This is a genomic window from Chlorobaculum sp. MV4-Y (genome assembly GCF_025244685.1).
Taxonomy (GTDB): Bacteria; Bacteroidota; Chlorobiia; order Chlorobiales; family Chlorobiaceae; genus Chlorobaculum.
Map to the genome: position 1 here is coordinate 754035 of NZ_CP104202.1, position 22870 is coordinate 776904.

General features: G+C 57.5%; 18 protein-coding genes and 2 pseudogenes. 6 read left to right on the forward strand and 14 right to left on the reverse strand.

Annotation, left to right across the window (positions count from 1 at the left end; all coding sequences use genetic code 11):
- Positions 1-192 carry a hypothetical protein gene (locus NY406_RS03620; protein ID WP_260633379.1) on the forward strand — a complete coding sequence of 64 codons (192 nt, stop codon included), beginning with the start codon at positions 1-3 and terminating at the stop codon, positions 190-192.
- Positions 193-216: 24 nt separating this feature from the next.
- Here NY406_RS03620 and NY406_RS03625 read toward each other — a convergent pair whose 3' ends face one another.
- From NY406_RS03625 to NY406_RS03640, 4 genes are all read right to left on the reverse strand, one after another.
- Positions 217-405, reverse strand: a complete 189-nt coding sequence (locus tag NY406_RS03625; protein WP_260633380.1) for a 4Fe-4S binding protein — start codon at positions 403-405, stop codon at positions 217-219.
- Positions 406-535: 130 nt separating this feature from the next.
- The gene (locus NY406_RS03630) at positions 536-1525 is read right to left on the reverse strand and encodes a PhoH family protein (protein WP_260633381.1); all 990 of its coding nucleotides are present in this window, start codon (positions 1523-1525) and stop codon (positions 536-538) included.
- An 18-nt stretch (positions 1526-1543) separates the two neighbouring features.
- Positions 1544-2542: an ADP-glyceromanno-heptose 6-epimerase gene (gene rfaD, locus NY406_RS03635; RefSeq protein ID WP_260633382.1), complete on the reverse strand. Its 999-nt coding sequence runs from the start codon at positions 2540-2542 to the stop codon at positions 1544-1546.
- Between the two features lie 112 nt (positions 2543-2654).
- Positions 2655-3074, reverse strand: a complete 420-nt coding sequence (locus NY406_RS03640; protein ID WP_260633383.1) for an RNA polymerase subunit sigma-24 — start codon at positions 3072-3074, stop codon at positions 2655-2657.
- A 182-nt stretch (positions 3075-3256) separates the two neighbouring features.
- On the opposite strand from NY406_RS03640, the gene hisC reads away from it, so the two are divergent.
- The 3 genes from hisC (at position 3257) to NY406_RS03655 (ending at position 5823) form a co-directional block, all read left to right on the forward strand.
- Positions 3257-4324: a histidinol-phosphate transaminase gene (hisC, locus tag NY406_RS03645; RefSeq protein WP_260633384.1), complete on the forward strand. Its 1068-nt coding sequence runs from the start codon at positions 3257-3259 to the stop codon at positions 4322-4324.
- 1 nt (position 4325) lies between these two features.
- Entirely contained in the window at positions 4326-4868 is a 543-nt protein-coding gene (locus tag NY406_RS03650) for an RNA methyltransferase (RefSeq protein WP_260633385.1), read from the forward strand.
- 121 nt (positions 4869-4989) lie between these two features.
- On the forward strand, positions 4990-5823 hold the full coding sequence (locus NY406_RS03655; RefSeq protein ID WP_260633386.1) for an alpha/beta fold hydrolase: 834 nt from the start codon (positions 4990-4992) through the stop codon (positions 5821-5823).
- On the opposite strand, the gene pth is transcribed toward NY406_RS03655, so the two are convergent.
- The 7 genes and pseudogenes from pth to NY406_RS03690 form a co-directional block, all read right to left on the reverse strand.
- Positions 5820-6383, reverse strand: coding sequence for an aminoacyl-tRNA hydrolase (gene pth, locus NY406_RS03660; protein ID WP_260633387.1), 564 nt, complete (start codon positions 6381-6383; stop codon positions 5820-5822). The genes NY406_RS03655 and pth overlap by 4 nt on opposite strands.
- A gap of 144 nt (positions 6384-6527) precedes the next feature.
- A complete protein-coding gene (locus NY406_RS03665; protein ID WP_260633738.1) occupies positions 6528-7364 on the reverse strand; it encodes an FAD/NAD(P)-binding protein in 837 nt (278 codons plus the stop codon).
- A 26-nt stretch (positions 7365-7390) separates the two neighbouring features.
- Entirely contained in the window at positions 7391-8404 is a 1014-nt protein-coding gene (locus NY406_RS03670) for a 4Fe-4S dicluster domain-containing protein (RefSeq protein WP_260633388.1), read from the reverse strand.
- A gap of 14 nt (positions 8405-8418) precedes the next feature.
- Positions 8419-9249: a 4Fe-4S dicluster domain-containing protein gene (locus NY406_RS03675; RefSeq protein ID WP_260633389.1), complete on the reverse strand. Its 831-nt coding sequence runs from the start codon at positions 9247-9249 to the stop codon at positions 8419-8421.
- 3 nt (positions 9250-9252) lie between these two features.
- Positions 9253-9702, reverse strand: coding sequence for a hydrogenase iron-sulfur subunit (locus NY406_RS03680; RefSeq protein ID WP_260633390.1), 450 nt, complete (start codon positions 9700-9702; stop codon positions 9253-9255).
- A gap of 45 nt (positions 9703-9747) precedes the next feature.
- Positions 9748-11721 carry a CoB--CoM heterodisulfide reductase iron-sulfur subunit A family protein gene (locus NY406_RS03685; RefSeq protein ID WP_260633391.1) on the reverse strand — a complete coding sequence of 658 codons (1974 nt, stop codon included), beginning with the start codon at positions 11719-11721 and terminating at the stop codon, positions 9748-9750.
- A 321-nt stretch (positions 11722-12042) separates the two neighbouring features.
- Positions 12043-13544: pseudogene (locus NY406_RS03690) on the reverse strand (heterodisulfide reductase-related iron-sulfur binding cluster).
- A 278-nt stretch (positions 13545-13822) separates the two neighbouring features.
- On the opposite strand from NY406_RS03690, the gene mscL reads away from it, so the two are divergent.
- The gene (gene mscL, locus NY406_RS03695) at positions 13823-14278 is read left to right on the forward strand and encodes a large-conductance mechanosensitive channel protein MscL (protein ID WP_260633392.1); all 456 of its coding nucleotides are present in this window, start codon (positions 13823-13825) and stop codon (positions 14276-14278) included.
- Positions 14279-14427: 149 nt separating this feature from the next.
- Complete coding sequence (locus NY406_RS03700) at positions 14428-15642, forward strand: LL-diaminopimelate aminotransferase (protein WP_260633393.1); 1215 nt, start codon at positions 14428-14430, stop codon at positions 15640-15642.
- An 80-nt stretch (positions 15643-15722) separates the two neighbouring features.
- Here NY406_RS03700 and NY406_RS03705 read toward each other — a convergent pair whose 3' ends face one another.
- The 3 genes and pseudogenes from NY406_RS03705 to secA all read right to left on the reverse strand — a co-directional run bounded on the left by NY406_RS03705 (position 15723) and on the right by secA (position 22847).
- On the reverse strand, positions 15723-17306 hold the full coding sequence (locus NY406_RS03705) for an NAD(P)H-hydrate dehydratase (protein WP_260633394.1): 1584 nt from the start codon (positions 17304-17306) through the stop codon (positions 15723-15725).
- Between the two features lie 26 nt (positions 17307-17332).
- Positions 17333-19612: a phosphoribosylformylglycinamidine synthase subunit PurL gene (gene purL, locus NY406_RS03710; protein ID WP_260633395.1), complete on the reverse strand. Its 2280-nt coding sequence runs from the start codon at positions 19610-19612 to the stop codon at positions 17333-17335.
- A 140-nt stretch (positions 19613-19752) separates the two neighbouring features.
- Positions 19753-22847: pseudogene (gene secA, locus NY406_RS03715) on the reverse strand (preprotein translocase subunit SecA).
- Positions 22848-22870 lie beyond the last annotated feature (23 nt).

Below are 22870 nucleotides of genomic sequence, written 5' to 3' on the forward strand. Positions count from 1 at the left end.
TTGACGACGTGCTTTGATAGTTATGAGAAGAAAAGAACAATTTCGATCAATTCGCCTAATATAAGCTTTTTTACAGGCCCGAAAACAAAAAATGATGATTATTTGAATAAAGAGGCAGGCGAAAGAGCTGGCGAAAAAGAGGTTGAAGATCAGGCCGATCAGGCCCGCCGTGCAAAATGGTTTTTGCTCTGAACGGCGGGTCTGAAGAGGTGGTGGTTATACCTTGAAAATGCAGTCCACCGGACAGACGGCTACACAGGCAGGCTCGTCGTGATAGCCGATACAATCCACGCATACATTCTCGTCGATCACGTAAATAGAGTCGCCTGCGGAGATCGCGCTGACCGGACATTCCGGCTCGCAGGCTCCACAGTAGGTGCATTCATCGGTAATACGGTGTGCCATGGTATTTCGGGTTTTAGTGGATGAGCTATTCGTAATGAAATCAGAGTTGATTGTTTTTATCTGTCCTTTGTGAACAGATCACTCCAGAAGGAGAATTTACTCTGCCTCTGTTAGAACCTGAGCGTGACAGTCAAAGTTCCGTCTCTTTCGGGGCGACGTGCCGCAGCCCCTTTTCGTGATGTTCGTAGGCGTTGATGATGTCCTTGACGAGGCGATGGCGTACTACGTCCGACTTGTCGAGGAACACGAAGCTGATGCCTTTGATTCCCTTGAGGATTTTCTGGGCGTTCATCAGTCCCGACTCCATCTCTTTCGGCAGGTCAACCTGGGTGACGTCGCCGGTGATGATCGCTTTCGAGTTGACCCCAAGCCTTGTCAGGCACATCATCATCTGTTTGCTCGACGCGTTCTGGGCCTCGTCGAGGATGATGAACGAGTTGTTCAGTGTGCGTCCGCGCATGTAGGCAAGCGGCACGATTTCGATGACCCGGCGCTCGGTGAGGAACTTGAGCTTTTCGGCGGTCAGCATGTCCTGAAGCGCGTCGTAGAGTGGTCTCAGGTACGGATCGATCTTCTGGGCAAGGTCGCCGGGCAGGAATCCGAGGCTCTCGCCAGCCTCAACCGCTGGGCGGGCAAGCACGATGCGTTTGATTTTTTTCGCTTTCCACGCAGACACCGCGATGGCGACAGCCGTGTAAGTCTTTCCTGTACCTGCCGGGCCGATGGCGAAGACGATATCGTTTCCGGCGGCTTCGGCGACCATCCGGCGCTGCCCGTCGGTTTTGGCCTTGACGACGTAATCCTTTGTTTCGACGATCACGTCCTTGTCTCCGGAAAGGGCTGCCGATGGTCGGGAGACCGGTGAGAGCGCCAGACTGACGAGGGCGTTGACATCGTTTTCCAGTACTTCGCCGTGCTGGTCGGCCAGAAAGATGATCTCCCTGAAAATCTTTTCAATGGCGGTCAGATCGGGTTCGTCACCGCCGATGGTGATTTTCGCACCTCGCGCGTTGATGCGAATATCGGGGAAAGCTTCACGAACTTTTTTCAGATAGCTGTCGTATGGCCCGAAAACGATGACGGGTTCGATCCCTTCGAATTCGATCGTTTTTTCAGTCAAAAGTTTTTTCCCGTTTTGTTATTGCCGTCCAAGAGTCGATGTATCCAGATGCGGCGCGGGCTTGCTCAGATAGTTCTGCACATAATCTCGCACTCCCTCTTCGAGCGGCGTCATCTGGCCGGTGTAGCCAGCTTGCCTGAGATGGGCGGAGTCCGCACAGGTATAATACTGGTATTTGTCCCGAATCGTTTCGGGCATATCGATAAACTCGATGCTGACGGGGCGCTCCATTGCCGTAAAAGTCGCCGTGACCAGATCCCTGAAGCTGCGCGCCTGTCCGGTGCCGATGTTGAACAGTCCCGTTGCCGAGGGCGTTTCGAGCAGCCATAGCATGATTCGCGTGCAATCCTTCACATAGACGAAGTCCCGCATCTGCTCACCATCGGCGTACTGGGGATTGTGCGATCTGAAGAGCCTTACCTTGCCATTGTCGCCGATCTGGTGGAACGCCTTGAAGACGACGCTGGTCATGTCCTCTTTGTGATATTCGTTGGGACCGTAGACGTTAAAGAACTTGAGCCCCGCCGCTTTTTCAAGGATGCCGTTGCGCAGTGCCCAGCAGTCGAACAGATGCTTCGAGTAGCCGTACATGTTGAGTGGCCTGAGCCGGTCGAGCGCCTCGATGCCGTCACTGTATCCTTCGGAGCCATCACCGAAGGTTGCCGCGCTGGAGGCGTAGATGAAACGCGCATCCTTTCTGGCGCACCATGAAGCGAGCATCTTCGAGTATTCGTAGTTGTTGCGAAGCAGAAGGTTGGCGTCCTGTTCGGTGGTGGAGCTGATGGCTCCCATGTGAATCACGGCGTCGATTTTGGGGAGGCGGTCGTGTTCGAGCAGGTCGGACAGGTCGTCCTTGTGGATGAAATCGGTGTAGCGGAGACCCCTGAGGTTGAGCCATCTCCCCTCGGACGCTCTTCCGAGGTCATCGACGATGAGTACCTCATTGGTGCCGTTGCGGTTGAGCTCCCAGAGCATGGCGCTTCCGATGAAGCCGGCGCCGCCGGTTATGATAATCATGCAAAAAAGTCAAATGGTTGACAGGCAAAAAAATATACGCCCGTCTCGCCGGAAAAGCAAAAGGCCAGCCCGTAAACGAGCCGGCCCTTTACCGAGGAGTTTGAGGAGAATTTCAGGCAGATACTCTCATGAGATTGTCGTGAGCGAAGAACTTACGGCCCCAGAAGAGCCAGAACCTGACCGTTTCTACCGGCTTGCCGATGATATCCGAAATCTGCGAGTGTCTCATGCCGGTCAGCTCAGACAGGAGCACCGAAAGTTTGATGTCTGCAGCCCACTGCTTCAGTGAGTCGATCATGCCGCCATTGTTCCCGGTGGTTTCGCGTATGTCGAGATCGGCACTTTGCCCATACGCATCGATATAACAATCGCGGAAGGTCTTGAGCACTTCGGTTTCAGGTGCCTGAAGATCGGCATTCAGACACGTGTTGCTTACCAGCTCGTTCGATGCTTTCTCACTGCCGGTCATCCAGTAGGCAAGGCTGTATATGTCGTCGATCAGGTCCAGCGGGGTTTTCTTGATCTCTATCATGGTAGCTCCTTGTTCGTTTAGATAAAAAGGATAATTTTAGTCCTTTTTTAATGTAGTGAAAAAAATCCCCTGTCCAGTTTTTTTCACGAAAAATGCAAAAAATCGTTTCTTGGATGGTGCCGCGCTCGATGTTCTGACGGCACACATTTTATTTGACGTCGAAAACCGGAAAATCAATCACCATGAAAAGAGATCTCAGGGCCATACTCAATCCCGCTCTGGAGCATATCGAGACTTATAAGGTCGAGGGTGGCCAGGAGGCTGAGGTCAAGCTGAACCAGAACGAGAACCCCTTCGATCTGCCCTCGTGGCTCAAGGACAAAATTCTCGACCAGTTCCGCCTGGAGCCCTGGAACCGCTATCCCGATATTCTGCCTTACCGTGGTATGGCGGCCTATGCGTCGTTTCTTGGCGTGTCGCCGGAGTCGGTGATCATGAGCAATGGCTCGAACGAGATGCTCTACACCATCTTCATGGCTTGCCTCGGCGCTGGTCGCAAGGTGCTCATTCCCGAGCCTTCGTTTTCGCTCTACGACAAGCTGGCGCGTCTCCAGCAGGCCGAGGTTGTCGAGGTGCTGATGCATGACGATCTCTCCTTTGACGTCGATGCGATTATCGAAGCCGCCAGGCGCGAGAAGGTTGATTTTATCGTACTCTCCACGCCGAACAATCCGACCAGCAAGTCGCTGACGCACAGCCAGATCGAACGCATTGTCGATGCTGCCGACGCCATCGTGCTGGTTGACGAAGCTTACGTCGAGTTCTCACGGGAGCAGTCAGCGCTTGACCTGATCGGCCGTTACCCGAACCTGATTGTGCTACGTACCATGTCCAAAGCGCTTGCGCTCGCCGGAATGCGTATCGGCTTCGCGATTGCCAATCCGGAGCTGCTGGCTGAAATCTCCAAACCGAAGATTCCCTTCGCCTCCAGCCGACTGGCCGAAATCACCCTGCTAGAGGTGCTCCAAAACTATTCCCTCGTGACCGACGCCGTGAAGTACATCCTCGGCGAGCGAGCGCGCATCGAGGCGGAGTTGGCAGGAATTCCTGGCGTCTATACCTTCGAGAGCGACACCAACTTCCTCATCATCCGCGTCGCTAACGCATCCGAGGTGTTCAGAAAGCTGAAAGAGGCTGGAGTGCTGGTTCGGAACGTATCGAGCTACCCGCTCATGGAGAACTGCCTCCGCTTCAACGTCGGTATCAAGGAGGAGAATGACCGCTTGCTGGAGCTGCTGAAAAATCTCTGAGATGGCAAGTTTCAGGCAGTTGGCGGGTGAAGAGATGGGGCGGCTGACGCCTGAGACCTATGGTGCAACCGACCGTCATCCGGTGACGCTCATGCTACACAACATCCGCAGCATGTGGAACGTCGGCGCCATGTTCCGGACAGCCGACGCGGCGGGCATCGAGGAGATCGTCATCACCGGTTACACGGCCACGCCGCCCCGCAAGGAGATCGACAAGACCGCGCTCGGCGCGCAGGAGACGGTTCCGTGGCGACACTTCGCTGATCCGGTCGAGGCCATCACGGTACTGAAAGGGGAGGGTAAAAAGATTTTCGGACTTGAAATCGCCGAGAACAGCCGAAGCTACAGTTCGCTGACGGCGGACGATTTTCCGCTGGCGCTGATCGTGGGCAACGAGGTCGAGGGTATTGGCGACGCGCTGCTCAGCCACTGCGACGGTGTGATCGAGATTCCGCAATATGGCGTGAAGCATTCACTGAACGTGGCGGTGGCTGCCGGAGTGGCGCTTTTCGAGTGCGTTCGGGTGTTCAGGAAGCATGGTTGAACTTTTACGGGCCTTACGGGTTTCTTCTTTTTATTTGTTGTATATTCAGGACGGATTTTAGTGTCTCTGATCTTTTTTTCCGGTTGTTCCCTCATTACTGTTCCTTATCTGTAACCTTGCCATGCTACACTACAAAACACATGTGATTGCCGAAGATGCTCCGTGGGTGGTGTTCGTGCATGGTGCCGGAGGAAGCTCCTCCATCTGGTTTTTGCAGATCAAGGAGTTCGTCAAACACTTCAACGTCCTTCTGGTCGATCTTCGCGGCCACGGTCGCTCCAAGCATATCACCACGTCCAAAGAGGTGCGGCATTACAACTTCGAGGTGATCACGCGCGACATCATCGAGGTGCTCGACGCCCTGCAAATCCAGCAGGCGCATTTCATCGGTATCTCTCTTGGCACCATCATCATCAGAAATCTCGGCGAGCTGTCCCCGGAGCGGGTGGCGTCGATGGTGATGGGGGGCGCGATCATCCGCCTCAATGTGCGGGCCAAGGTTCTGGTGGCTGTCGGCAATTTTTTCAAAAGCCTGGTGCCTTACATGTGGCTCTACAGTTTCTTCGCGTGGATTATCATGCCAAAAGCCCGCCACCGCAAGTCCCGCATCATGTTCGTGAACGAAGCCAAGAAGGTTGCGCAGAAGGAGTTCATGCGCTGGTTCACGCTCACCTACGAACTCAATCCGCTGCTCAAATATTTTGAAGAGAAGGATACCGGCATTCCGACGCTCTATCTCATGGGCGACGAGGATTACATGTTCTTGCCGGCGGTCGAGTATATTGTCAACCGCCACACCAATTCCTACCTTCAGGTCATCAGCAATTCGGGGCATGTTTGCAACATTGACCAGCCCCAGGAGTTCAATTCACGCGCGATCAAATTCCTCTGTAACGTCAGCTTGCAGTCTCTGCCCGAAAGTGTTGACACCATGCCTCAACTCGCCGCTGTTTAACAGACCTGCCCGTTATATTTTGTCATTGCATGTTCGACGCCCAGCGAGGCGAAGTCGAGCACTGCGTTGGCGCACACCGGCATCACCTTGTCGATGCATTTGCGCTCTTCAGCTGTAAATTTCGACAGCACAAACGACGAGAGTGAGGCGGGCATGTTTTCTCCGCCAACCCCGACGCGCAGCCGCGCGAACTCCTCGCTGCCGAGGCTCTGGATGATGTGCTTCAGTCCGTTCTGTCCGCCCGCCGAACCTTTCGCCCGAATCCGTATGGTACCCAGCGGAATGTTCACATCGTCGCAAATCACCAGTAAGTCCTCCCGCTGGATTTTCCAGAAATTCATCGCCGCCACGACGGCATGACCCGACAGGTTCATGTAGGTCATCGGCTTGACAAGAATCAGCGGCCCGCCGGGCGCGGCGATTTTCGTGAACCGGAAATTGCCCTTGCCCGACGAAAACGGCGAGCTTCCCGCAAGATGGTCGATGACGTCGAAGCCGATATTATGCCTCGTTGCCGCATGCCGAAGTTCCGGGTTGCCAAGGCCGACGATAAGTTTCATGCGCGTTTCAGAAGTGTTCAGTTTGTGATTTGGTGCCGGAATATAAGAACGTCAGCGTGGAGCGGGAAATCATGAAGAATCAGAAATGATTTGCATAAAAAAAGGGAGCGTTTCCGCCCCCTTTTTGTCCATTTTTCAAATTCTTTAAAGATCCGCTTGTGGCATGGCCTGCACTTCGGCGGCGGTGAAGACCGGACCCTCTTTGCAGATGTATACTGAGCCGACGTTGCAGCGGCCGCATTTGCCTACGCCGCATTTCATGCGGTTTTCAAGCGTGGTGTAAACGTTTTCTGCCGTGAACCCGAGTTTTTCGAGCGCTGCGAGCGTGAACTTGATCATGATCGGCGGCCCACAGAGCACGGCAATGGTGTTCTCCGGTGACGGGGCGGCTTGCTCCAGCACCGTCGGCACGAAGCCGACGTGATCCTGCCAGTCCGGGGTTTCGCCTCCGGGATCGACCGTGAGCACGAGACGCACGTCGTCGCGCTGTTTCCATTCGTCGAGCTCGTTCTTATAGACGAGGTCGGCCACGGTTCTCGCGCCATAGACAATCGTCACGTCCTTGTACTTTTCCCGCTGGTCGAGGCACGACCAGATGACGCTGCGCGTCGGGGGAAGGGCAATGCCGCCTGCGATGAAGAGCAGGTTTTTGCCTTCAAAGCCTTCGATCGGAAAGCGGTTGCCGTACGGGCCGCGGAAGGTCACGATGTCGCCTGCGTCGGTGTTGGCGAGCGTCGAAGTGACGCGCCCTGACTGCCGGAAGGTACATTCGATGTACTCCTTGCGGGTCTCCGGGCTGGCGACGCAGAAGGTGCTTTCGCCCTCGCCGAAGACGCCGTAGAGGCCGAACATACCGGTTCGGTAATTAGCCTTGAAGAACTCGTGATCCTCCTCTTTGACGAATTCAAGCCTGAGCGTGTTGACGCCGGGGGCTTCCTGACGCTTCGACACAACCCGCATCGGAAACGGGCTGTAGATCATGTCGTGGGTATGGTATCGGTCTTGTGTCACCTCGGTAAATTTGTAATCGCTTGCAGAGTTTCGGTAATACCCATGTCCACCGGGCACTGGCGGGTGCAGCGGCCACAGCCGGTGCAACTGTTGACGCCGAACTTGCCGCGGTAGTAGCTGAACTTGTGCATGATGCGCTGTCGCCACCGGGTCGATTGCGTGTTTCTCGGATTGTGGCCGGAGGTGTGCATCGTGAAGAGCGGGAAGGAGCAACTGTCCCAGTTTTTGCGACGGATGCCCTGATAGGTGTCGCCCTCGTCCTGGATGTCGAAGCAGTGGCAGGTGGGGCAGAGGAAGGTGCAGCTTCCGCAGCCGACGCAGCGCAGGGCGATGTCTTTCCAGAACTGGCTTTCGAAGTTCTCCTTGTCGCCGAGCCACGCCATCACCTTTTCGAGATCGAACTTTTCTGCGACCTGCGGCAGGGGTGCCGCTTCAGCGGAACTCTCCTGCAAGAGCGACGAAATGGTGTCGAGAAGCGCCGTGCCCCGGTCGGTCATCGCCTCGACCTGCCAGCCGCTGCCGTCCGAGAGCGGGCGGAGCATCACGTCTGCGCCTTTGGTGCTGTCGGGCGAGAGCTTCACCGAGGTGCACATGCAGAAGTCGTCGGCCTGCGAGCAGGCGATGGTGACGATCACCGAGTTGTTGCGGCGTTTGAACCAGTAGTCGTCCTTGTAGTCCCATCCGAAAAGTGGGTCGTCAATGGCGAGGCCCGAAGCGTCGCATGGGCGGACGCCGAAGAAGACTCGCTTCTGTTCGGGCGGCGTCATGGTTTCGCTGTCGATCTGCTGCTTGCTGATCTTGTACTTGATGAGCGGCTCGGTCTGCGGGAAAAACTGATCCTTGATGGTGCGCTCGGTCAGCACGAGGTCGAGGACCATGTCGCTGGCTTTCTGAACCTCGCCGAAGGTGCTCATTTCGTGGCGCTTCACGGGCGCGAGCACGCTGAATCCGGCTTTTTGCCACGCGCCAAGGCAGTCGTCGAGTTTATTCTTGGGAAGTATTCTGGTCATGCTTGTCCGGATGCTTAAAGAATGAAGGTCTCGGGGTCGTCCTGCTTGAAGCTCGCGAGCACCGGTTTCTGGTCGCTGTTTTCGCCAGCGACGTAATCGAAGGCGCTGCGCACCTCCTTGCCCATGCGGTAGTTGACGAGCCGGAGCGGGATGTTCACCGGGCAGGCGCGGTCGCACGCGCCACAGGCTGCGCAGCGTCCGGCCAGGTGGAAGGCGCGGACGAGGTTCCATTCGAAGTTGCCGAGGGTGTGCGACGAGGTGCTGATCCACTGCGGCTGGTTGACGTCCACGATGCAGCGGCGGCAGTAGCACATCGGGCAGACCTGGCGGCAGGCGTAGCACTTGATGCACTTCGAGAACTCCTCTTTCCAGTACTCGAAACGCTCTTCCGCGCTCATCGCTTCGATTTTTTCGGCGGCTTCGATGACGTGTGGCGGTGGCGTGTGGTTTCGGATTTTTTCGCCAATGCTGAAATCCGAAATGTTTCGTCCTTCGAGTGGTACGACATCCTTGCCGTTCTCGATGGCGTAACCGAGAATCACCACCTGCTCCGGCTTGAGCTGGGCTTCGGAGATGAGAATATTGACGCTGCGGATGCCGTCCGGTTTGAGGAAAACCCCGACTTTCTTGCCGTCCGAAAGCAAGCCTTCGGCGACCAGATAAGTCGAGAGGTTGGCGATGCAGGCCGCGTCGAGCACGAACTTCTCGGCCTCTTCGGGCGTGCGGGCGAAGAGTGGACGGCGGCGGTCGGCGGTCGAACCTGCGCCGAAGCCGATGACCAGCTTCACCTCGCCAGACGAGAGCAACGCGGCGGCTTCACTTCTGTATTGTTCCTGTATTCCCATTGATTAGTACGAAGACTGGGTTTCGATGACTTTCTGCAGCTCCTGGTACTGCGTGAACGGGCCGAGCTTGCGGGTGTTGTCGGTGATCTCGTTGATGAGTTCGGCGAACTTGGCCCCCTCGGCGGCGCTGATCCACGAGAAGCGGATGCGCTCTTCCGGAATGCCGGTGAAGGCGAGCAGGGCGCGGAAGACCGTCCAGCGGCGGCGGGCGTGGTAGTTGCCCGCGGTGAAGTGGCAGTCACCGGGATGGCAACCGCTCACCAGCACAGAATCGGCTCCTTTCTGCAAAGCTTTGAGGATGAACATCGGGCTGATGCGTCCCGTGCAGGGCAGACGCACGATTCTGACGTTCGGCGCGTATTTCAGACGGCTCGTGCCCGCGAGGTCGGCACCGGCGTAGGTGCAGTAGGTGCAGACAAAAGCCACGATTTTCGGTTCAAATGGTTCGCTCATCGGCTGAATCGGTCGCTTGTTTGGTTTCAGTTGCTGTCACGGTGCTCAGAGAGCCATCACTTCGGCGAAGATCTGCTTTTCAGTGAATCCTGCCAGATCGATACTGTTCGATCGGCAGAAGGTTACGCAGGTGCCGCATCCCTGGCAGAGGCCTGGATTGACGCTGGCGACCTCTTTGACAAGGTTTCCGTTTCTGTCCCTGATCTCTTTCTGCTCAATGGCGTTGTACGGGCAGGCATAAACGCAGCCCCAGCATCCGGCGCAGGTTGATTCGCCGACTGCAGCCACTACCGGCTCGCGTTCGAGCTGCTCGCGGCTGAACAGGCCGAGTACCTTGGCCGCCGCCGCTGAAGCCTGCGCGACCGAGTCGGGAATATCCTTGGGCGACTGGCACGCTCCGCAGAGGTAGATGCCGGCGGTGGCGGTTTCGACCGGGCGCAGCTTCAGGTGCGCTTCGTTGTAGAAGCCGTACTCGTCGTAGCCGATGCCAATGCGTTTGGCGAACTCCTTCGCGTCCGGCTGGGGCACGATGGCTGTGGCGAGCACCACCATGTCGGCGGCTACCTCGACCGGCTTGCCGAGCAACGTATCGACGCCACGTACAATGAGCTTGCCGTTCTCCTCGAACACCTTGCTGACGCGGCCACGCAGGTACTCGGCCTCATCCTCCTCGATGGCGCGGCGGGTGAACTCGTCATACCCCTTGCCCGCGGCGCGAATATCCATGTAGAATATCTTGCTGTTGCTGCCGTGATGTTTGTGCGCGTAGAGCATGGCGTGTTTGGCCGTGTACATGCAGCAAATCTTGGAGCAGTATTTGACGCCCTTTGACGGGTCGCGCGAACCGGCGCACTGGATGAACACAATCGTGTCGGGCACCTTGCCGTCCGAGGGGCGCTTGATGACGCCGCCGGTCGGGCCGCTGGCCGAAGCGAGGCGCTCGAAGCTCAGGCCGGTAATCACGTCTTTGTACTTGCCGTAACCGTACTCGCCATAAACGCTGGTGTCCTGAATCTGGAAGCCGGTGGCCACTACGATTGCGCCGATCTCGAACTCCTCAAAGGTGTCCTGCATCTCGAAATCGATGCAGTTCTCGATCTGGCAGGTCTTCTGGCAGATTTTGCACTTGCCGTTCTTGAAGTAGGTGCAGCGGTTCTTGTCGATCACCGGTACGTTCGGCACCGCCTGCGCGAATGGCGTGTAGATCGCCGTGCGGTTGCCGATGCCGCATTCGAATTCGCTCGGAATCTTCTTGACCGGGCACTTCTGGATGCAGTCGCCGCAGCCGGTGCACTTGTCCATATCGACGTAGCGCGTCTTCTTGCGCACCTTCACCTTGAAGTTGCCGATGTAGCCGTCAACCTCTTCGACCTCCGAATACGTCAGCACCTTGATGTTTGGATGCTGTATCGCTTCAACCATGCGCGGCGTCAAAATACACTGCGAGCAGTCGAGCGTCGGGAAGGTTTCGGAGAGCTGCGACATGTGCCCGCCGATGGACGGCTCGCGCTCGACGAGAATGACCTCGCGTCCGGCTCCGGCGATGTCGAGCGCCGCCTGGATACCCGCGATGCCGCCGCCGATGACCAGAGCGCGGCGCGTGACCGGCACGGAGATCGGTTTCAGCTCGTTGTTGCGTTTGACCTTTTCGACCAGCGAGCGGGTGATCTCGATGGCTTTTTCGGTGGCCTGATCCTTGTCCGAATGCACCCATGAGCACTGCTCGCGGATGTTGGCCAGTTCGAGCATGTACGGATTGAGCCCCGCCTCGGCGCACGCCTTGCGGAAGGTCGTTTCGTGCATCCTCGGCGAGCAGGCCGCCACCACGACGCCAGTCAGGTTGTTCTCTCTGATCGCGCGTTTGACCGTTTCCTGCCCTGGATCGGAACAGAAATATTTATACTCGTTGCAGATTTCCACGCCGGGATGGTCGGACAATGCCTTGACAAGGTTGCCCGTATCGACCTTCGAGGCGATATTTTCACCGCAGTGACAGACGAAGACTCCTATTTTAGCCATCCTGAAGCCCTGAGTTGATATTGTTTCCGGCACCGGAGCGAAAAGCGCCGCATGCCACCAGACTATGGGGACAATCAGTCCCGAATACTGCTGTTTTCAGCAGTGAGTTTCAAGCTTTGCGTGTTGAGATTCCTTTCTTGCCCGATTCCCTTTTGTTTCAGATACATGTCTTGAAAAACAGTATGCTGAAAATGGTTTTGGACAATCAGGTCAATGACCCGCCGGGTGACGGGATGTTGCCGGAGCCGGGCAGACGAACTACCTGATTAAAACTTTCAATGTACGATTCAAACGTCTTTTTTCTCATACACCGCGACCAGATTAAAGGTTTCTGAGCATACCGGTCGCCGGAACGAAGTGTTTGTCGAGTGCGACCTCTTCAGGACTCGCGCCGCAAGCCATCGCGACCAGATCGGAAATGTAGTACACCGGCATTTCGCCGATGTCGTTGTACCGTTTGCGCATTCCTTCCTGACGCATGTCGAGGTTGGTGTGGCAGAGCGGACAGGCCACCACGAACGCGCCAGCGCCGTTGACGGTGGCGTTTTTGGCGATTTTGTGGGTCAGGTCCTCGATCATCTCTTGTTGAGCCATCGTCAGACCCGCGCCGCAGCACTCGACCTTGTAGGCCCAATCCACCGGTTTGGCGCCAATCGCTTCGACGATCTCCTCCATCTTGGTCGGATTTTCGGGGTCGTCGTAGCCCATCGCGTCGAACGGACGCACCAGCAGGCAGCCGTAGTAGCAGGCGAGAGGCAGCTCCTTGAGCGGATGGGTGACCCGCTTCTTGATCTCTTCAGCGCCCATGCCTTCGAGCAGTTGCATGACGCCGATGAAGCGAGACTTGAGTTCGGTCTCGCGCCCCATTGCGCTCTTCAGTTCTTCGCGCAGCTCCGCGGACTCCATGAGCGCTTTGCGGGCGGTTACCTGGCGGTTCAGGCAGGCGGCGCAGGGGGCAAGCACGTAGTCGAGGCCCTGCTGGTCAGCGAGCGCCTGGTTCCGCGCCGGAAGCAGCACGGAGAGTTTGTGGTTGGTGGCGTGGGCCGAACTTGCGCCGCAGCAGTTCCAGTCCTCGATTTCGTGGAGCCGGATGCCGAGCCGGTCGCACATCTTGCGAATCGAGATGTCGTAATCCTTCGCCGTGCCGGAGAGCGAGCAGCCGGGGTAGTAGCCGATGGTCATGCCGGAGGTGATCCTGACCGGTTCGTCCGCCTTGAAGGTGCGCTTGACGGGTTTGCGTTTTGGCGCAGTCGTGTGGCTTTCCTGTTCAGCAATTTTGAAAATCTTTTCGATCTGCTCCTTGTGCTCGACGGTCTCCTTCGAGGTAAAGGCGGTCACGGGATTGATCTTGCCCTGCTTCATCATTTTGAGGCCTGCGCCAGCGTCCTGCAGGAAAGTGCGGGTGCGCAGCTTGTAGCTGTTGACCAGCGCCAGCTCCTGCAATCTTCCGCTCTTGCGCACCGTGTTGAGGAATGACGTGTGGAAGGCCGTAACCAGTTTTTTGCCTTGTCGGATGAAACAATGCCGCTCTTGAGCGCCATCTCGCGGACGGCATCCATCGTACCGGCGATCTCCATGTTCTGCGGGCAGCGGGCCGTGCAGGTCATGCAGCCGATGCAGTACCAGAGCGAATCGCTGCGCATGGCATTTTCGACGTAGCCGGCTTGCACGAGGCGCATGATCCTCGCCGGAGGGTTGTCCATGAAGCCCCCGGCGGGACATCCCGCGGTGCATTTGCCACACTGATAGCAGCAAGCATAGTTGTTGCCTGTTGTCTGTTCGAGCTGCCGCTTCAATGAATCTGTACGGATAGTATGCTCCATCGATTGATGACTGCTGATGTTATGGTATCTTGGAAACGGCCTGACGTTTCAGGCGCCGGTGAGCCGTTTGGCTGCGGTGATACGTAAAATTCTACGTCAAGGTTTCGGGAGTGCCTGCTGTTTTTGGATGAATTCGTGTGGGTTCTACAAGGACAAGAGCTTTTATTGTAACAAAAAATACACTAATGTCCAATTAAGGGGGTTTATTTTCTTAGCCTTTCCTGAACGTCGTATCAGTGTGACATGTACAATCCCATAAAAGACAAACAACGACGACTATGCTAAAAGAGTTCAGAGAATTTGCCCTCAAGGGCAATGTGGTTGATATGGCTGTTGGCATCATCATCGGCGGAGCCTTCGGCGCATTGGTCAATTCGCTGGTAAACGATCTCTTGATGCCGCCGCTCGGCCTTCTTCTGAAAGGGGTCGATTTTTCAAATCTTTTTGTCGTCCTGAAGGATGGCTCTCAACCGGGGCCCTACATCGCTTTGGCTAACGCCAAAAGCGCCGGGGCAGTGACGCTCAATTACGGTCTGTTCGTCAATGCGCTTATCGGCTTCCTGATTATGGCCTTTGCAGTGTTTCTCGTGATGCGGTCGATCAACCGGCTTCGACGCATGACTGAAAAATCAGCCGCTCCAGCCGCCGCACCTCAGGCCAAAGAGTGTCCGTTTTGCTTCTCGACCATTCCCCTCAAAGCTGTGCGGTGCCCGAATTGCACGTCGCAGTTGTAAAAAACAGATAAGCCGGCAACTTCCGGACGACAAACAGTCGGTTTTTTGGAAGTTCCCCTATGGAGATCAACGGCTTTTTGTTTATGATTAAATTTGTTTTAACAAAAATTTAGCGCAGCTGCTTCAACGATATTCCGAAAACAGGAACCATGTTCGACGAGATAGAATTTGACAAGATCAAGAGACTTCCCAAATATGTGTTTGCCGCCGTTAACGAGCTGAAGATGGCCGAGCGCCGGGCAGGGGAGGATGTCATCGATTTTTCGATGGGCAATCCTGACGGACCGACACCCCAGCACATTATCGACAAGCTTGTCGAGAGCGTTGGCAAGCCCAAGACGCATGGCTATTCAGTTTCGAAAGGTATTTACAAGTTGCGCGGCGCTATCGGCGGCTGGTATCGCGACAAGTACAACGTCGATCTCGATCTCGACCGTGAGGTCGTGGTGACGATGGGTTCCAAAGAGGGGTATGTCCACCTCGTCCAGGCGATCACCAACCCCGGCGATCTGGCCATCGTGCCCGATCCGTGCTATCCGATTCACTCGCAGGCGTTCATTCTCGCTGGTGGCAACGTGCATCGCATGAAGCTGGAGATGAACGAGGACTACACGCTCGACGAGGAGGCCTTTTTCCACAACCTCGAAACCGCGCTTCGTGAATCGTCGCCCAAGCCGAAGTACCTCGTGGTCAACTTTCCGAACAATCCGACCACGGCCACCGTCGAGCTGCCATTCTACGAGCGCCTGGTCGATCTAGCGCGTCGCGAGCGATTTTACATCATCAGCGACATCGCCTATGCCGAAATTACCTTCGACGGCTATGTGACTCCCTCCATTCTTCAGGTGCCAGGAGCGAAAGATGTGGCGGTCGAAAGCTACACGCTTTCGAAGACCTACAACATGGCCGGCTGGCGCATGGGCTTCATGGTCGGCAACGCCAAGCTTGTCGGTGCGCTCGAAAAGATCAAGAGTTGGCTCGACTACGGCACCTTCACGCCGATCCAGGTCGCCTCGACCATCGCGCTCACTGGCGACCAGAGCTGCGTCCGCGAGATCAGCGAGGTGTATCGCAAGCGGCGTGACGTACTCATTTCAAGCTTCGCCAACGCAGGCTGGGATATTGTTTCCCCGAAGGCCTCGATGTTCGTCTGGGCGAGAATTCCCGAACAGATGCGTGCTATGGGTAGCCTCGAATTCAGTAAAAAGCTGCTCATCGAAGGCAAGGTTGCGGTCAGTCCCGGTATCGGCTTCGGCACCTACGGTGACGAATACGTCCGCGTGGCGATGATCGAGAACGAAGAGCGAATCCGTCAGGCTGCGAGGAATATCAAGCGCTTTTTGAAGAATAACGCCGGGCAGTGAGCGTTTGCAGATTTTGTCGGTGAAGGAATAAAGCAAAAAGGGAGCGACAGTGCTCTCTTTTTGCTTTTACTTTTGCTCCGTTACTCCTCGCTTTCGAACAGCTCCAGTACAGCCTGGGGGATAGCTTGCAGCACATCCACTGATGATACAAGGCTTGAAACGTTCGATGCGAGATCTCCGGCTCTGCCGTGCAGCCAGGCGGCTGCGGCTGCGGCTTCGTGGGTGTCGAGGCCCTTGGCGGCAAGAGCGCCGATCATGCCGGAAAGCACGTCGCCGGTGCCTGCCGAGGCGAGCGCTTCGGTGCCGCTGTTCGAGATGAGCACCATGCCTGATGGTGAGGCGACGAAGGTTGGCGTGCCCTTGAGGAGCAGGTTGGCGTTCCACTCCTCGGCGAGCATCCGGGCTGTGTCGATCGGTGAGACCATGATGTCCTCGACCGACAGGCCGGACAATCGGCTGCATTCGCCCGCGTGTGGCGTCAGCACGGCGTCTTCGAGGTCGGTTACCCTGTCGAACAGATTGCGCTCGGCGATTGCGTAGAGTGCGTCGGCATCAAGCACCAGCTTTTTGCCAGCGATCTCAGGCGTGCAGAGCAGTGTTTCGAGCAGTTCCTGCGCTTCTTCGCTGCGCCCCAGGCCGCAGCCGATGACGATGGCGTCGGCCCATTTGGCTTTTTCGATAATGGAAACCATATCTCGCCCGATCACTACTACTTCAGGGGCGAAGCTGTGCATCACCGATGCCTGGCCGTCCGGCAGCGAGCAGCAGACGTAGCCTGCGCCGGTCTTGACGGCCGCGCGAGCGGCGAGCAGAGCCGCGCCGAGCATCGAGCCGCCGCCGTCCGCCGAGCCGGTAACGAGCAGCACCTTGCCGTTCAAGTGCTTGGCGCTCGACGGGTCGCGCAGAAGGTAGCTCTCTGCCGCGAAGGTTTCATCTACCAGCAGGCAGGAGGTCGGTTCGACGAGGAACTCCGGAATCGAAATTTCAGCAGTTTGAATTTCGCCGCAGAGCGACGGTCCGGCATTCTGGAAAAAGCCGGTTTTGAGGAAGGCCATCGTGACGGTCATGTCCGCCTTGACGCAGGGATTGGCGCTGCGTCCGTTCGTTGCGTCGAGTCCAGAGGGAAGATCGACTGCTACCGTAACGGCTTCGGATTGGGCGTTGATAAAGTTGATGAGTTCGATGGCCGATTTTGCCGGTTCCGGGAGTTGCGGATCGTCAGGATCGATCCTGAGGCCGGTACCGAAAATGGCGTCCACGACGACCTGGTATTCGGTTGCTCCAACAGCCGTGCGAGCCTCGTCGATGCCGGCAAAAATTCTGAGTCCCTCGTTGTAGCGCCGGTACGCCTTGAGGATGTGCAGTCCTTCGAGGTTTACTCCGGCGAGGTCATCCTCCGGCCAGACGAGCAGCACATCGACCTGCGCCCCTTTGTTCAGCAGATGCCGCGCCACGACGAAGCCGTCGCCGCCGTTGTTGCCCTTGCCGCAGACGACGAGCACTGAAAGCCCGTCGAGACTCCGCCCGCTCTCGAACCGCTCGGCGATCATCCTAACGGTTTCGCGCCCGGCAAGCTCCATCAGCCGAGTCTCACCGGTGCGCAGCTCCTCGATGGCCGCCCGATCCGCCAGGCTCATCTCCCTCGCCGTCAATACCGGATTCATCGTTTCGCTCCTTCTTCGTTCCTTTCTTACAATTCTTCAAGATGCAACGCCGATTCAAGCGCGTGCTCGTAAGCGTGCAGCAGTTCGTCAATCATAAACTCCGCAACCGGTTGTCCGTTGACGGCGATGCTGCCTCTCTCTGGCAACACCTTGCCGATGACGCGCACCGGGACGTTCAGACGGTTGGCCTCCTCGATGAGCGCTCCGACCTTGCCGGTATCGGCCGAGATCACCACGCGCCCTTGAGCCTCAGAGAAGAGCTGCTTCTGGATAGCTGCGTCCTCCTTGCAGGAGCATTCGAGATCGACCTCGAAGCCGAGCATCCGGTCGCGGTTCATGATTGACTTTTCGGCAAGCGTGACAGCAAGGCCGCCATCGGAAACGTCGTGCGCCGAGTTGATGAGCTTCTTCGAGGCGAGCGTGACGAGCAGTTCCTGAAGGTTTTTCTCATGGTTCAGATCGACCGCGGGCGAGTCTGTGCCCGGTGTGCCGTACTGCATCACGAGGTACTCCGAACCGTCGAGCGAAAGTTCGGGATCGCCGAGCAGCACGATGGCGTCGCCAGCTTCGCGGAAGGTCGATTCCACCAGATTGTCGATGTCCTCGAGCAGGCCGATCATGCCGATGGTGGGCGTTGGGTAGATCGCCGTGCGTCCGCCGCCGAGCGAGGTTTCGTTGTAGAAGCTGACGTTTCCGCCGGTGACTGGGGTGTCGAACATGCGGCAGGCGTCGCCCATGCCCTCGACGGCTGTTTTGAACTGGAAGTACACCTCGGGCTTGTAGGGATTGCCGAAGTTGAGGCAGTTGGTCACGGCAAGTGGTTTCGCGCCGGTGCAGGCGATGTTGCGCGCGCACTCGGCCACGGCAATCGCGCCGCCCGCTTTCGGGTTGAGATAGACGTAGCGCGAGTTGCAGTCGGTCTTCATCGCGAGGCCCTTTTTGGTGCCCTTGATGCGGATCACCGCCGCGTCGGTCTGGCCCGCCGGGGTGAGGGTGTTGGTCTGCACCATTGAGTCGTACTGCTGGTAGACCCACGCCTTGCTGGCGATGTTCGGGCGGGAGAGCAGTTGCAGCGAGAGCGCCTTGAAGTCGAGCGAATCGTCCGCCGCGAGGTCTGCCGCCGGAGTGTCGGGTTTTTTCTCGACTGCCTCACGGATGTAGACCGGCGCGCCACCGCCGAGCACAAGTGACATGGCCGGAATCTCGGCGACCACCTCGCCGTGGTGGCGTACGCGCAGCATGTTGTCGTCGGTCACCTGGCCGATCACCACCGCGCTCACGTCCCATTTTTTATAGACGTCGATGATCTCCTGCTCGCGCCCTTTTTCGGCCACGATCAGCATCCGCTCTTGTGATTCGGAGAGCATCAGCTCGTAGGCGGTCATGCCTTTTTCGCGGGCGGGCGTCAAGTCGAGGTCAATCTCGATGCCGCCGCTGCCGGTCTTCTCGATGCCGCGCGCGCTCATCTCCGAGGTGGAGCTGGTCAGCCCAGCCGCCCCCATGTCCTGCAAGCCTACCACTGCGCCAGTTGCGATTGCTTCGAGCGTGGCTTCGAGCAGCAGCTTCTCGGCGAAGGGATCGCCCACCTGCACGCTCGGGCGTTTGTCTTCCGACGCTTCGCTGAGGTCTTCCGATGCGAAGGTTGCGCCGTGAATGCCGTCGCGGCCGGTTGATGAACCGACGATCAGCACCGGATTGCCCTTGCCCTTGGCCGTGGCGCTCACGGTTTTGTGATGCTCCACGAGGCCGACCGACATGGCATTGACCAGCGGGTTGCCGGTGTAGCAATCCTCGAAGTAGATTTCGCCGCCGACGGTCGGCACACCAAACGAGTTGCCGTAATCGCCGATGCCGCGCACCACGCCGTCCACGAGATAGCGCACGCGAGGGTCGCGCGGCGAGCCGAAGCGTAGCGAGTCGAGCGACGCCACCGGCCTTGCGCCCATCGTGAAGATGTCGCGATGAATGCCGCCGACACCCGTGGCCGCGCCCTGGTAAGGCTCGACGGCTGAAGGGTGGTTGTGCGACTCGATCTTGAACGCCACGGCAAGGTTGTCGCCGATGTCCACAAGTCCGGCGTTCTCCTCGCCCGCCTGCGTCAGCAGCGAAGCGCCGTCGCGAGGCAGGGTTTTGAGCACGGCGATGGAGTTCTTGTAGCTGCAATGCTCGGACCACATCACCGAGTAGATCCCAAGCTCGGTAAAGCTGGGTGTCCGGCCAAGGACTTCACAAATCTTGGCATACTCCTCTTCGTTTAGCCCATGCTCCTGGGCCAGCTTCAGGTTTACTTCAGGTTCGGTGCTCATGGTATGGTGGAAATTTTTACAGGTCTAACAGGTCGAACAGGACATGTCGACCGAATAGCATTGAAAATGAAAAATCTGACTGAGGTTTGCGTCCTCATCGTCCACAAAACAGGGCGGGCACAAGACCCGCCCCTGCAAGGTTACTCATTCGCGCCGCAGCAGTTTTTGTATTTCTTGCCGCTGCCGCAGGGGCAGTCGTCGTTGCGGCCCGGTTTTTTTTCGGCTCGCACCGGCTGCTGAACGACGATTTCGTCGCCGGGCATCGAGAGCGTGGCGTTCATTCCGCCATCCGCAGCGATTTCGTAGGCGCTCTCTGCTTCGGCGTGCTGCGCCACGAGGCGCTCCTGGCGCACGGCCTGGCGGCGCTGTCGAGCCTCGATCTCCTCCGACTCCTCCTGCGAGACCGGGAAGAGCCTGAATGCCACCGACAGGGTTTCGTGCTCGATTTCTCGCAGCAGCTCGACGAACAGCTTGTAGGCCTCCTGCTTGTATTCGAGCAGCGGGTCTTTCTGGCCGTAGGCGCGGAGGTTGATGCCTTCGCGCAAGCTGTCGATTTCGCGAAGGTGCTCGCGCCACTTCTGGTCGATCACCGAGAGCACGGCGTACTTTTCGATCTGCTGCATGATCTCGTCCGGGAGCGAGTTCTCCTTGCGGTGGTAGAATTCGCTGGCAGCTTTGTAAAGCGCTTCGGCGGTCTGCTCGAAGGGCTCGCGCTCGAAGGCCGACGCATCGGGACGGAATTCGACCGAAAGCTCACGCAACACCTGCTCTTCCAGCCCCGCAGGATCGTTCGACTCGTGGAACTTCTTGACCACGGTGTGGCAGTAGTCCTGCAAAAGATCCATGATGTCGCTCTTCAGACGCCCCATCTTGAGCGCCTTGCGGCGGCGGGCGTAGATCACCTCGCGCTGCTGGTTCATGACATCGTCATATTCGAGCAAACGCTTGCGGATGGCGAAGTTCTGCTCTTCGACCTTCTTCTGTGCGCGCTCGATCGATTTGGTGATCATCGAGTGCTCGATCACATCGCCCTCTTCGTGGCCCAGCCTGTCCATAACCGCGATGACGCGATCCGAGCCGAACAGGCGCATCAGCTCGTCTTCGAGCGAGACGTAGAAGATCGATTCGCCGGGGTCGCCCTGGCGTCCGGCGCGTCCGCGAAGCTGGCGGTCGATACGGCGCGATTCGTGCCGTTCCGAGCCGAGGATGAAGAGTCCGCCTAGCTCGCGCACTCCAGCGCCGAGCTTGATGTCGGTGCCTCGACCGGCCATGTTGGTAGCGATAGTCACTGCGCCTTTCTGTCCGGCCATCGCAACGATATCCGCTTCGCGGGCGTGCTGCTTGGCGTTGAGCACGTTGTGCTGGATGCGTTTGGCGCGCAGCATTCTCGACAGCGTCTCCGACACCTCGACGCTCGCCGTGCCGACCAGTACCGGCTGGCCCTTCAAGGTCAGCTCCTGCACCTTGTTGACGATAGCATTGTACTTCTCGCGGCGCGTCTTGTACACGAGGTCGTCCTGGTCTTTACGTGCTATGGGGCGGTTGGTCGGAATGACCACCACGTCGAGCTTGTAGATTTCAAAGAACTCCGAGGCCTCGGTCTCTGCCGTACCGGTCATGCCGGCCAGCTTGCTGTAGAGACGGAAGTAGTTCTGGATGGTGATGGTAGCCATCGTCTGGGTTTCGCCCTCGATCTTGACGTTCTCCTTGGCCTCGATTGCCTGATGCAGTCCGTCACTGTAGCGGCGTCCGGCGAGCACGCGGCCCGTGAACTCGTCCACGATCATCACCTGCCCGTCCTGCACCACGTACTCGTCATCCTTTGCGAAAAGCGTGTAGGCCTTGAGGAGCTGGCTGATGGTGTGGAGGCTGTCCGAGCGCTCGGAGTAGAGACGATAGACCTCGTCCTTTTTGCGGATTTTGTCGGTCGGCTGGAGGTTTTTGTCGGCCTCGATAGCCGCAATTTCGCTCCCTACGTCGGGCAGGAGGAAGAGATCCTGATCCTGATGGCTCAGCTTGCTCAGGAACTCGCGCCCCTTCTCGGTGAGGTCAATCGTGTTGGCTTTTTCATCCACCGCATAGAAGAGTTCGTCATCGACTTCGTGCATTCGGGACGAGTTGTCCTTCAGGTATTCGTTCTCGACCGACTGAACGAGCTTGCCGATGCCGGGCTGCGAGAGCATCTTGATGAAGCGGTTGTTTTTCGGCTGGCCGCGTTTGACGCGTAACAGCGCCAGACCGGCGTCGAAATCGTTCGGTTTTTCTTTCAGGATTTTTTCCGCCTGGCCCAGGAGCGCAGCTACGAGGTTCTGCTGCGCCCGGACAATCTGTTCGATCCAGGGTTTGATTTCGCGGTATTTGGTGTCGGTGTCGGAGTTGGGGACAGGACCGGAGATGATCAGCGGAGTGCGGGCTTCGTCGATGAGCACGCTGTCCACCTCGTCAACGATGCCGAAGTAGAAGTCGCGCTGCACCATCTCCTCCTCGGAGCTTGCCATGTTGTCGCGCAGGTAGTCGAAGCCGAACTCGCTGTTGGTGCCCCAGGTGATGTCGCAGAGGTACTCGTTGCGCCGCTGGTTCGAATGGAGGCCAGCCAGGATCACGCCGGTCGAGAGCCCGTGATATTCGTAAACCGGTCGCATCCACTCCATGTCGCGCTGTGCCAGGTACTCGTTGACTGTCACTACATGCACGCCGCGCCCGGTCAGGGCGTTCAGGAAGACCGGCAGGGTAGAGACCAGCGTTTTGCCTTCGCCGGTGGCCATCTCCGCGATCTTGCCCTGATGCAGCACGATGCCGCCGATGAGCTGCACGTCGTAAGGCACCATGTCCCACACCATTTCGCGTCCCATCACGGTGTAGGTGAAGCCCTTCAGGCGGCGGCAGGTCTCCTTCACCAGAGCAAATGTTTCGGGAAGCACCTCGTCGAGAATGGCCGCGGTGGCCTCTTCGTATTCGTTACGGAGCTGTTCGAGTTCACTGTTCAGCTTCTCGTGCTCCTCGTGGCTTATGTCCGAGCGTTCGAGCTTGTGCCCTGTCTCTTTTATTTTGTTTCGAACGGGACGAGCTTGTCGCGCACCTTTTTGCGCAGCTCAACCCCTTTGTCGCGGAAAGCCTCGTCCGACAGGGAGTTGAGCGTGCCATAAATTTCATTGATTCTATCGACGATCGGCTGAATTTTCTTGATATCTTTTTCGTGCTTCGATCCAAAAATCTTTGCGAAAATTTTGAGCATGTAACCCTTGATTTCTCGATGTT

Coding starts and splice junctions, on each gene's coding strand:
- NY406_RS03670 (WP_260633388.1), bottom strand. CDS start 8,404: ATGACCAGAATACTTCCCAAGAATAAACTCGACGACTGCCTTGGCGCG.
- NY406_RS03650 (WP_260633385.1), top strand. CDS start 4,326: ATGGCAAGTTTCAGGCAGTTGGCGGGTGAAGAGATGGGGCGGCTGACG.
- purL (WP_260633395.1), bottom strand. CDS start 19,612: ATGAGCACCGAACCTGAAGTAAACCTGAAGCTGGCCCAGGAGCATGGG.
- mscL (WP_260633392.1), top strand. CDS start 13,823: ATGCTAAAAGAGTTCAGAGAATTTGCCCTCAAGGGCAATGTGGTTGAT.
- pth (WP_260633387.1), bottom strand. CDS start 6,383: ATGAAACTTATCGTCGGCCTTGGCAACCCGGAACTTCGGCATGCGGCA.
- NY406_RS03675 (WP_260633389.1), bottom strand. CDS start 9,249: ATGGGAATACAGGAACAATACAGAAGTGAAGCCGCCGCGTTGCTCTCG.
- NY406_RS03640 (WP_260633383.1), bottom strand. CDS start 3,074: ATGATAGAGATCAAGAAAACCCCGCTGGACCTGATCGACGACATATAC.
- NY406_RS03680 (WP_260633390.1), bottom strand. CDS start 9,702: ATGAGCGAACCATTTGAACCGAAAATCGTGGCTTTTGTCTGCACCTAC.
- NY406_RS03665 (WP_260633738.1), bottom strand. CDS start 7,364: ATGATCTACAGCCCGTTTCCGATGCGGGTTGTGTCGAAGCGTCAGGAA.
- hisC (WP_260633384.1), top strand. CDS start 3,257: ATGAAAAGAGATCTCAGGGCCATACTCAATCCCGCTCTGGAGCATATC.
- NY406_RS03685 (WP_260633391.1), bottom strand. CDS start 11,721: ATGGCTAAAATAGGAGTCTTCGTCTGTCACTGCGGTGAAAATATCGCC.
- NY406_RS03655 (WP_260633386.1), top strand. CDS start 4,990: ATGCTACACTACAAAACACATGTGATTGCCGAAGATGCTCCGTGGGTG.
- NY406_RS03705 (WP_260633394.1), bottom strand. CDS start 17,306: ATGAATCCGGTATTGACGGCGAGGGAGATGAGCCTGGCGGATCGGGCG.
- NY406_RS03700 (WP_260633393.1), top strand. CDS start 14,428: ATGTTCGACGAGATAGAATTTGACAAGATCAAGAGACTTCCCAAATAT.
- rfaD (WP_260633382.1), bottom strand. CDS start 2,542: ATGATTATCATAACCGGCGGCGCCGGCTTCATCGGAAGCGCCATGCTC.
- NY406_RS03625 (WP_260633380.1), bottom strand. CDS start 405: ATGGCACACCGTATTACCGATGAATGCACCTACTGTGGAGCCTGCGAG.